The 11,302-nt window shown below is 38.7% G+C and carries 5 protein-coding genes; 3 read left to right on the plus strand and 2 right to left on the minus strand.

What is annotated here, in order from left to right; all coding sequences use genetic code 11:
- The first annotated feature begins 170 nt into the window (after positions 1–170).
- A complete protein-coding gene (locus tag FJR06_RS13620) occupies positions 171–1,685 on the plus strand; it encodes a phenylacetate--CoA ligase family protein (protein ID WP_015079670.1) in 1,515 nt (504 codons plus the stop codon).
- 140 nt (positions 1,686–1,825) lie between these two features.
- Here FJR06_RS13620 and FJR06_RS13625 read toward each other — a convergent pair whose 3' ends face one another.
- Together FJR06_RS13625 and groL are read right to left on the minus strand one after the other, a co-directional pair.
- On the minus strand, positions 1,826–2,758 hold the full coding sequence (locus FJR06_RS13625) for a cobalamin-binding protein (protein ID WP_015079669.1): 933 nt from the start codon (positions 2,756–2,758) through the stop codon (positions 1,826–1,828).
- A 299-nt stretch (positions 2,759–3,057) separates the two neighbouring features.
- Positions 3,058–4,731, minus strand: a complete 1,674-nt coding sequence (gene groL / locus FJR06_RS13630; RefSeq protein ID WP_015079668.1) for a chaperonin GroEL — start codon at positions 4,729–4,731, stop codon at positions 3,058–3,060.
- Between the two features lie 163 nt (positions 4,732–4,894).
- On the opposite strand from groL, the gene FJR06_RS13635 reads away from it, so the two are divergent.
- Together FJR06_RS13635 and FJR06_RS23985 are read left to right on the plus strand one after the other, a co-directional pair.
- The gene (locus FJR06_RS13635; protein ID WP_168651619.1) at positions 4,895–5,977 is read left to right on the plus strand and encodes an MraY family glycosyltransferase; all 1,083 of its coding nucleotides are present in this window, start codon (positions 4,895–4,897) and stop codon (positions 5,975–5,977) included.
- 701 nt (positions 5,978–6,678) lie between these two features.
- Positions 6,679–11,302 (plus strand): S8 family serine peptidase (locus FJR06_RS23985; protein ID WP_217359783.1); only part of this gene is annotated, 4,624 nt, incomplete at its 3' end.

Genomic DNA, 11,302 nt, shown 5'->3' on the forward strand with positions numbered 1-11,302 from the left:
AGTTCCCTCCCCTTTACAAGGGGAGGGTTAGGGTGGGGTAAAAAATATTTGATACATCAACCATAACTTTAGGGTCAGGAGTGGGGCTTCTGTCGGTTAAGCTAAAAAATTGCATTTATAGATAAAATACTGACAAAGAGCGATCAGATTTTTGTTAACACACAAGCTTTATGAAACCACAAATACCAACACAACGGGCAATTCTGGGATTAGAAGATTTTATATCTACTCCCTTAGCAGAGAAACTAGAACAGCATCTTCACATTGACAGTCGAGAAAGAGCGATCGCATTATTTCAAGATGTAGCTGCTAGTGTACCCGCTTACCAGGCATTTTTAGCAGAACGAGGCATAAATCCTCAAGATATTCAAACATTAGCAGATTTCCAAAACTTACCAAAAGTTAATAAAGAAAATTATATTTCCCGTTATTCTTTGCCCCAATTGTGTAATAATGGAAATATAGGAGGCTGTGATATGATCGCAGCTTCCTCTGGCTCAACAGGTAAACCCACATTTTGGCCGCGTTTCATCACTGATGAATTACAAATAGCCACCCGCTTTGAGCAAATCTTTCATAATAGTTTTTATGCGGATACTAAAACTACTTTAGCAGTAGTTTGTTTTGCTCTGGGAACTTGGGTAGGGGGAATGTTTACTACTAATTGTTGTCGTCATTTAGCCGCTAAGGGTTATCCGATTACCGTCATTACTCCAGGGAATAATAAACCGGAAATTTTGCGAATTGTCCAGGAATTAGGTGGTAACTTTGAGCAAGTTGTGTTATTAGGATATCCACCATTTTTAAAAGATGTCATTGATACGGGTATTGCCAATAATATCGAATGGGGACAATATCATATTAAGTTAGTCATGGCAGGAGAAGTATTTAGTGAAGAATGGCGCAATTTAGTAGCCCAAAGAATAGGTTCTGAAAATCCCTGTGATGATTTTGCTTCTATGTATGGAACAGCAGACGCGGGAGTTTTAGGAAATGAAACCCCTCTTAGTATTTGTATTCGGCGGTTTTTAGCAGTCACACCTCAAGCTGCTAAAGCATTATTTGGGGAGTCGCGTTTACCTACTTTAGTCCAATATGATCCTAACAGTCGGTTTTTTGAAGTAGAAGATGGAAATTTACTATTTTCTGGGAATAATGGTGTGCCTTTAATTAGATATAGCATTTTTGATCAAGGTGGCTTAATTACTTATGCCCAAATGCGAGAATTTTTAGCAGCATGGGGTTTTAATCCCATTACAGAATTACAAAATCATCGGGGAATTCATCAATTACCTTTTGTTTATATCTTCGGACGTTCTAATTTTACGGTTTCCTATTTTGGCGCAAATATCTATCCAGAAAATGTGACGGTAGGATTAGAACAACCAATTATTAGAGAATGGGTAACAGGTAAATTTGTTTTACAGGTAAAAGAGGATTTAGACAAAAACCGCTTTTTATCTGTAGTAGTAGAGTTAGCACCAGGAATAGAGGATAAAGAGGAGAAAAGATTATCTATAACTGCTGCTATTCTTGCTCAATTATTGCGTCTCAATAGTGAGTTTGCTAACTATGTTCCCCGACAATATCAAACTCCATTGGTAGAATTAAAACCCATTGGTGATATTGAATATTTTCCTATAGGTGTCAAACACAGATATACCCGGAATAATATGCGTAAATAGTCAAAAAATAGGTAAGAAATCAAAATCTCAAACTTTGCGCCTTTGCTTCTTTGCGCCTCTGCGCGAAACATAATTAATAATAACGCAACGGCCAAAATTTAATAAAACTCTTACCTATAATCAGGTTATTTGCATACTGCTTATAAAAGTTGCCAACCAGTACCTTGATAACCATAATCAAAGATATCTGGATGCAATATTTCTGCGAGAATTTCTAAAGAATCTACCAACCGCGGACCAGGACGGTTAAAGTAAGCATTGCCATCAGTAATAAATACTCTCCCTGATTGGACTGCATGGAGTTTTTTCCATTCTGGACGTTGAGTTAATACTTGAGCTTCTTGCTGAGTCTGTTGTAAATCAAAGCCACAGGGCATGAAAATAATCACATCTGGGTTACTATCTACTAATGTTTCCCATTTAACATGAGTAACAGGTTTACCCATCAGGCTAAATAATGGTTTTCCTCCTGCTAAGTTGATTAATTCAGGAACCCAATTTGTAGCGGTCATCAAAGGATCAGTCCATTCAACGCAAGCGACTTTAGGCATTTCTGCACAGGATAGCCCTTGCAGTCTTCGCTTACAAATTCTCACACGGGCTTCTAAATTTTCCAGTATTTCTACTGAATCTACTCCAAATGTGTGACTAACCCGTTCAATATCACCCCAAAGCTCCTGTAGTGTGTTCGGTTGTAAGGAAATTATTTGCGGTGAACTGTGGGTAAGTTGGGCAACTGCTTTTTCTACTTCCGGTAAACTGACGGCGCAGATATCACATTGATCTTGGGTGATAATGTGGGTAGGGTGCAATTTCTCTAAAACATCAATTTTGATTTTGTAGACACCTAAAGCAGATTGTAATAGATTGCTGGCTTCGTCATGAATAGAATGGCCATTAGCGTCACCATTCACACGGGCTTGGGTACAAACTGGAAGATTGGTGATTTCGGGAGGATAGTCACATTCATGCGATCGCCCGACCATAGCATCAAATAAACCCAGTTTAGCGACGATTTCCGTAGCACTCGGAATTAAAGAGACAATTCTTATATTGTTACTTGTATCAATCATAGTTTCACCCCCTGGGAATAGGAGTCAGGAGTCAAAAATAGAAAATGGTGTTAAGTTGTTTTTAACAGATGTTTCTACCCTCATTTTCACATATTTTTAGAGAGGCGGTATCTATCTTGAGGATGTTAGCCTTTTGATTTTTCGACAAGCTCAGTAACCAGATTCCAGAATCTTAATTTTAATTAAGCGTTAACGAACCGTTTGCGACTCCACTGAAATGATGACAAAAACCCACCCCTGAAAGCGTTAGGGGTGGGTAATTCATAAATTATGGATTTGGGATTTGGGACAGTGGCAAATTAGAACATACCCATGCCGCCCATGCCGCCCATACCGCCCATACCGCCCATGCCGCCCATACCACCCATGCCGCCATCAGGGGACCCAGCGGATTGTTTTTCAGGCTTTTCAGCAATAATGGCTTCGGTGGTTAGTACCATACCAGCAATGGAAGAAGCATTTTGTAAAGCGGAACGAACCACTTTTGCGGGATCAATAATACCAGCCGCAATTAAGTCTTCAAATTCGCCTGTAGCTGCGTTATAACCGATATTCAAATCAGTTTCCCGAACTCTGGCAACAATCACAGAACCTTCTGCCCCAGCGTTTTCCGCGATTTGCCGGAGGGGAGCTTCTAAAGCTTTTTTAACAATATCAGCGCCAATTCTTTCTTCAGGAGTGAGGCTGTTTTTAATAGCATCTACCTTGGTAGATAGATAAATTAAGGTTGCACCACCACCAGGAACAATACCTTCTTCTACCGCTGCTTTGGTAGCGTTGAGTGCGTCTTCAATCCGCAAGGTTCTGTCTTTCAGTTCTGTTTCCGTAGCTGCACCGACTTTAATCACGGCAATACCACCAGCTAACTTAGCAATGCGTTCTTGCAGTTTTTCGGTATCATAATCGGAATCAGTTTCCGCCAATTGTTTACGAATTTGCTCAATCCGGATTTGGATTTCTGGTTTAGCAGTATTACCAGCGACAATGGTGGTATTTTCCTTGTCAATGTGGATTTTCTGAGCAGTTCCCAACATTTCCAAAGTAGCTGTATCTAAGCTCAAGCCAATTTCTTCAGAAATCATTTGTCCATCTGTGAGAATGGCAATATCTTCTAACATAGCTTTGCGACGTTCACCAAAACCGGGGGCTTTAATCGCAGCTACAGCCAATACACCACGGGCTTTATTTACAACCAATGTTTGTAAAGCATCACCGTCTACATCTTCAGCAATAATCAGTAAAGGTTGACCTAAACGAGCAACTTTTTCCAAGATAGGGACTAAATCTTGAATGCTGCTGATTTTCTTATCAACAATCAGGATACGGGAGTTTTCAAACTCTACTGTCATCCGTTCATTGTTGGTGATAAAGTAGGGAGAAATATAACCTCTATCAACCTGCATTCCTTCCACTACTTCTAGTTCAGTGGTGAAGGATTTAGATTCTTCAACGGTAATTACACCGTCTTTAGTCACTTTCTCCATGGCCAGTGCAATCATCTGTCCGACTTCAGCATCATTACCAGCGGAAACTGTGGCAACTTGAGCGATTGCACTTCCTTCTACAGGTTTAGTAATTTTGGCAATTTCTGCTACCAGTGCTTCAACGGTTTTATCAATACCCCGTTTTAAGCTAATGGGATTTGTCCCAGCAGCAACATTCTTTAACCCTTCTTTAATCAAGGCTTGTGCTAAAACTGTGGCAGTGGTAGTTCCATCGCCAGCTACATCCTTAGTTTTCGATGCTACTTCCTGAATAAGTCTAGCACCAGTATTTTCTAGAGGATCTTCTAATTCAATTTCTTTGGCAACAGTGATACCATCGTTAACAATTTGGGGAACACCAAATTTTTTCTCTAATAGGACGTTACGACCTCTTGGACCTAAAGTTATTTTCACTGCATCTGCCAGTGCGTTAATACCTCTTTCTAAAGCCCGTCGTGATTCTTCATTAAATGCAATAATCTTAGTCATGTTTTATTTTTCTATTGCTTCCATTAGACAATTTAGCACTCACTGACCAAGAGTGCTAATCCCTTTCCCCAATTTAGATTAACAATCAAAATCCCAAAATTGATTAATATTAACAGTTGATACTTATGTTTGACCATAAAACTAATGATTCTATTGGGAGCAAATGAACTTAGCGAACTCCCTTAAATCCCTTGGCATTGCTGACCCTAGCGGCTCCGGCTGGTTAGCTGTAGTATTTACGTTTCTATTAGCTTTGATTGTTACCTGGCGTTTAATTCCCACAATTCGCAAATTTGCCTTAGAGGTAGGTTGGGCAGATCAACCCAACGCTCGACGACTGAATCAAGAACCTTTACCTAATGCGGGAGGTTTGGCAATCTACGCGGGTGTTATTGCGGCTTTGGTCTTGGCTAGTCTCTTGCGGCCGATTGAACTGCAAGGGGTTTTAGCCCAGGTTTTAACGATTCTCCTCGGTGGATCGATTTTAGTTCTAGTTGGCTTTATTGATGACCAATTTGGCTTACCTCCGTCCGTGCGGTTATGGGCGCAAGTAACGACTGCACTTTTGTTGGTTGGTAATGGGATTAGCATCCAAGTTGCCTTTGGTACACCCATTGATTCTCTCCTGTCTATGGCGTTAACGGTGCTGTGGGTGGTGGGGATCACTAATGCTGTTAACCTCATGGATGGCATGGATGGTTTGGCTGGTGGTATCAGCTTTATTACTGCTATCAGTTTGTTAGGTGTTTCTGCCCAGTTTGATAATCGCGCTGCTGCTACTTTGGTTTTGGCAGCTTTGGGAGGGGCTGCGCTGGGCTTTTTACGCCATAATTTTCATCCATCACACATCATTATGGGTGATGCTGGGGCATACTTTTTTGGTTATGTTTTAGCAGCAACCAGTATTTTAGGTAAACTCCAATTAAATACAATCTATGCCCTAATACCTACAGTTTTATTTCTGCTGTTGCCAGTTATTGACACTACTCAAGTGTTTGTGCGCCGGCTCATGGCAGGAAAAAATCCTTTGAGTACACCAGGTAAAGACCACCTCCATCATCGCTTGTTAGCCTGGGGACTATCCCAACGTAATGCGGCTTTTATCCTCTGGTCAATTACTTTAGGCTGTAATTTGCTGGCTATGAAAGTCCAGGGTATGAGTTTACCAGTGATGCTGGTCACTGCTATCGGTATTATTTTGCTGTTAGGGTTTACCCTTTGGCAAAGAATGTTGAATAATCGGTGAATAAGGTTTGGCAGTCCCTTCAAGCCAGGGAATAAATTCCCTGTCTAAAAGCTAAAGTCGGTTAAAACCGACTATTTTAGCAAAAATAGGATAACTTTTGATTTTGAGTTAACTAGAGTGCGTTTTAACGCACTTTAGCTTTTAGACCGGAACTTAAGTTCCGGGGTGGTTTGTAAAAAATTAGACTTTTTAAACATACTCTAACCTTTCAATTGCATATTTGATGGGAATATAAGCTGTTAAAAATTGATAGTAGTATTGACATTGGTGACTACCAATTAAAAAAATATTCTAACTTGTCGCATAGATATAGGGTTTGACACTTGTAAGTATTTGTGTCAAACTTGTGCTTGTATAGTCTTTAACTAAAAAGTGTTACAAGTTGTGACACCTCCTATCGCCTTAGGGCATCATTAATACCAATAACTAATTAAATCTATGAATACCATACTCAACTCTGCCCTGACGCTGACCTATAACCAACTCAGCACTTTTTCTGGTTTAGATAATTTCTGGCAGGTTTTCGATACTACATTTGGCACACAATACAATCGTAGTGCAACCGTAACCCTTCGTACTCAATGGTAAGTTGGTGAATAATTCAGGATAGATTCACCTGCGTGATCCCAGTAATTCAGTATCAATTAATTTAGTTAATCAATTCTTGAACAAAAAAACTCTAAAACATAGGAGCATCTATCATGGCTAACAACTTCGTCTGGGTTAATGCAACTACCTTAAATGGTACTTTTTGGGATAATGGAACTCTATCTTCAGCAAGTCCAATTACTCAAATAGGGACATTAACACTTGGTGGTAGTAGTTCTTCCAAGTTTCTAAATACTCAACTCAACAATACGGGAACTATCGTCGAGAATGACTTTCGTTTATATTTCAATGATGGTGCTATTCTCAATAATTCTGGTAATTATGAATTGCAACAGGGAGACATTTATAATTCCAGTTCTAGTATTGGCACATTTAATAACTCTGGAACTTTCAAGAAAACCACCACAGGAACAAGCACTATTGGAGTCGCTTTCAATAATACAGGAACAGTGAATGTTGAATCAGGAACTTTAAACCTTACGGGAGGAGGAGTTAGTAATGGTGGAAACTTCAACTTAACTAGCGGTAGAACCTTGGGATTTGGTGGAGGAGTTTATACTCTCAATAATGGAGCAAAAATCAACGGTAATGGTAATCTTTCCGTCAGTGGTGGAACTTTAGATGTCAAATTAGCAGGAGGAACTGCCATTGCTAATACTGTTGTATTTACCCTTAGTGGTGGAATATTTCAAGTAGATGGAAATTGGAATTTACTAACAACAAACAATTGGAATGGAGGAACTTTAAAGAGTTCGGGAATTATTACCAATAGTGGCACATTAACACTTGGTGGTAGTTCTTCCAAATATCTAAATACTCAACTCAACAATACGGGAAGCATCGTCGAGAATGACTATATTTTGGCTTTCAATGATGGTGCTATTCTCAACAATTCTGGTAATTATGAATTGCAACAAGGATACATTTATAATTCCAGTTCTAGTGTAGGCACATTTAACAACTCTGGAACTTTCAAGAAAACCACCACAGGAACAAGCATTATTAAAGTTGCTTTTAATAATACAGGAACAGTAAATGTTGAATCAGGAACTTTAAACATTACGGGAGGAGGAGTTAGTAATGGTGGAAACTTCAACTTAACTAGCGGTAAAACCTTGGGATTTGGTGGTGGAGTTTATACTCTCAATAATGGAGCAAAAATCAACGGTAATGGTAATCTTGCTGTTAGTGGTGGAACTTTAGATGTCAAATTAGCAGGAGGAACTGCCATTGCTAATACTGTTGTATTTACCCTTAGTGGTGGAATATTTCAAGTAGATGGAAATTGGAATTTACTAACAACAAACAATTGGAATGGAGGAACTTTAAAGAGTTCGGGAATTATTACCAATAGTGGCACATTAACACTTGGTGGTAGTTCTTCCAAATATCTAAATACTCAACTCAACAATACGGGAAGCATCGTCGAGAATGACTATATTTTGGCTTTCAATGATGGTGCTATTCTCAACAATTCTGGTAATTATGAATTGCAACAAGGATACATTTATAATTCCAGTTCTAGTGTAGGCACATTTAACAACTCTGGAACTTTCAAGAAAACCACTACAGGAATAGGCTCTATTGGAGTCGCTTTCAATAATACAGGAACGGTTGAAGCCCAATCAGGAACTTTAAACCTTACCAACACTTACACCCATAATAATGCAAATTTAATTCTCAAAGGTGGCACTGTTACCTTTAGCAATGCCTTGAATATTAACGGTGGCAGTATAGAAGGCAATGGCAGTATTAACGTTGGGGTGACAAATTCTGGTTTACTCAATCCTCGTTATGCAAGTAACACCGAATTTGGTCTTTTAACTATTAATAGTAACTACACCGAAACCAACAGCGCAAACATCAATATTCAATTGGGGGGAACTACCGCAGGAACTAACTTTGATCAGGTGGATATTAATGGAAATGCCGCTTTTGATGGAACATTGAATGTTAGCCTATTGAATAACTTTACTCCCATTCTTGGTAGTACCTTTGATGTTGTAACTTATGAGAATTTCACAGGATCTTTAGATTTTACTGGACTAAAAATAGCTGATAATCTAACTTTAATTCCTGTTTTTAATTCCAAAGCATTAACTTTAATTGTTGGTAATGCTACACCAAAAGCAAACAACGATTTTATTAGCACAAATGAAGATAATATTCTTTATACCCCTACAACTATATTTTTGGCTAATGATACAGATGGTGATGCCGATCCCCTAAGTATCATAGAAGTTAAAGATGGTAAAACAATTGGTAAAGTTAGTTTAAATGGAAATCAAATCATCTATAACCCTAATGGGAAATTTGATTCACTTGCGGCTGGTGAAAGCATAAGTGATACCTTTGATTATGTGGTTAGTGATCCATACTATGGCAGAAATACAGCGACGGTAACAGTGACAGTCAATGGAGTTAATGATGCTCCTATTGCTATCGTAGATAGCTTTAGCACTATCAGAGATCAATCGCTAACGCTTTCGATTCAAAATTTGTTAATTAACGATTATGATCCTGACAAAAATGATTCGATAACATTTGTTGGTGTTAATAACGCAATTAATGGCTCAGTAACTTTAAACAACAATCAAATTATCTTTACTCCCAGTTTTGAGTTTATGGGTGCAGCCAGTTTTGAATATGTAATTAAAGATAATTCAGGAACTGAAAGTAAAGGTACAGTAAAAATTGATGTTAAACCTTCCAATTTTGGGAAAATAAAAGGAACTTTTTGGCAAGACAATAATAGTAATGGAATCCAAGATTCAGGTGAATTAAAACTAGGAAATTGGACGGTTTTTTTAGATAAAAATCGTAATGGAACATTGGATCAAGGTGAGGCTTCAACAATAACGGATAACCAAGGTAATTACAGTTTTGATAATCTCACTGCTGGAGCTTATGTTGTTGCCCAAGTTTTAAAGCAAGGATGGGACAGAACTTATCCTGTTCAACAAAATAATACTAATCCTAATCAGATAGTGACACCAGGGGTTTCTGTTTTAGGTTTCTCTTCCCCATCAAATGTTACTGCTAATTATGCCCCTAATCAAATTTTAGTAAAACTCAAATCGGCAATTTCTAATCTTGAGTTAAATACTCTTAAAAGTAATTTGGGGGTCACTAATATTGAATCAATTAGTGATCTGGGTATTGAATTGTGGTCTTTTAGCAAACTTAGTGTAGATACGGCAATTGCCCAATATAGTAGTAACTCTCTAATTGAGTATATCGAACCGAATTACACTATCTCCAATAATAATGTTTTTCCATTAGTTGTCCCTCCTAACGACCCTCAATATTCTTCACTTTGGGGATTAAATAATACGGGACAAACAGGAGGAAAATCTGATGCGGATATTGATGCACCAGAAGCTTGGAAAATTTCAACAGGCAGTAAATCAATTATTATCGGTGTGATTGATACTGGAGTAGATTATACCCATCCAGATTTAATCGGTAATATTTGGAAAAATCCAGGAGAAATCCCCAATGACGGCATTGATAATGATAATAATGGATTCATTGATGATGTGCATGGTTACGACTTTGCCAACAATGATGGTAATCCTTTTGACGATCATGGCCATGGCACTCACGTTGCTGGAACTATTGGAGCAAAGGGAAATAATAATTTAGGGGTTGCGGGGATTAACTGGGATATTCAAATTATGCCGATCAAGTTCCTTTCTGGTAAAGGTTCTGGCACTATATTTAACGCTATTAAGGCTGTTAACTATGCCACCAAAATGGGGGCTAATTTAACCAATAATAGCTGGGGCGGCGGTGGATTTTCTCAAGGCTTGTATGATGCGATCGCTGCTGCGGGAAAAGCAGGACAACTTTTTGTTGCTGCGGCTGGAAATAGTTCAAGTAATGCAGATCAGTCTCCCATGTATCCTGCCGCTTATAATTTGGACAACATTATCTCTGTCGCCGCTACAGACCATAACGATAACCTAGCCAATTTTTCTAACTATGGAGCTAATTCTGTTGATTTAGCAGCCCCTGGAGTTAATATTCTTAGTACAGTTCCGGGCAATCTTTACAGTAGCTTTAATGGAACTTCAATGGCTAGTCCTCATGTTGCCGGGGTAGCTGGTTTGGTTTGGGCAAACAATCCTAGTTTATCTGCTAAGGAAGTCAAACAAGTGCTTCTTGATAGTGTTGATGTTCTGGATAATTTGAAAGGGAAAACTTTAACAGGAGGACGATTAAATGCCAACACAGCTTTGCAGAATAGTCGTCCAGTACCTGGAACTTACGTCGTTCGGCTTGATAAAGGAGAAATTGTTCAAGATATTAATTTCGGAAATCGCTTGCTTGAATCTACTTCTAGCGTTAGCCCAATAGAATCAGCAGATAACACCAAACTAGTCAAAGATACCACCAACAAATACTTTACCCAAATCGGAACAAATACACCAATTGCTATTAAAAATGGTGGACAACAAATCTACCAAGATATCTACGGTTCAGGATGGCAAACGATAGCCGCAGAAACTGTCAATGGAGATAACCAAGTTCTCTGGAAAAACGTTTCTGGAAACTATCTGCATATTTGGCATTTAGATAATAACTGGAATTGGGTTTCTTCTGAAGGAAATTGGGGATTGAATTCTGCTGATGCTTTCACCCAAGAAACTAACTTTGCCATAGATACCAATGGTGATGGTATTATTGGCAATCCTTATACTGCAATAGAATCAG

Source organism: Dolichospermum sp. UHCC 0352, assembly GCF_009711925.1.
GTDB classification, from domain to species: Bacteria; Cyanobacteriota; Cyanobacteriia; order Cyanobacteriales; family Nostocaceae; genus Dolichospermum; species Dolichospermum lemmermannii.

Excerpts from the sequence above, each read along its gene's own strand:
- FJR06_RS13620 (WP_015079670.1), top strand. The coding sequence starts at position 171 with ATGAAACCACAAATACCAACACAACGGGCAATTCTGGGATTAGAAGAT.
- FJR06_RS13625 (WP_015079669.1), bottom strand. The coding sequence starts at position 2,758 with ATGATTGATACAAGTAACAATATAAGAATTGTCTCTTTAATTCCGAGT.
- groL (WP_015079668.1), bottom strand. The coding sequence starts at position 4,731 with ATGACTAAGATTATTGCATTTAATGAAGAATCACGACGGGCTTTAGAA.
- FJR06_RS13635 (WP_168651619.1), top strand. The coding sequence starts at position 4,895 with ATGAACTTAGCGAACTCCCTTAAATCCCTTGGCATTGCTGACCCTAGC.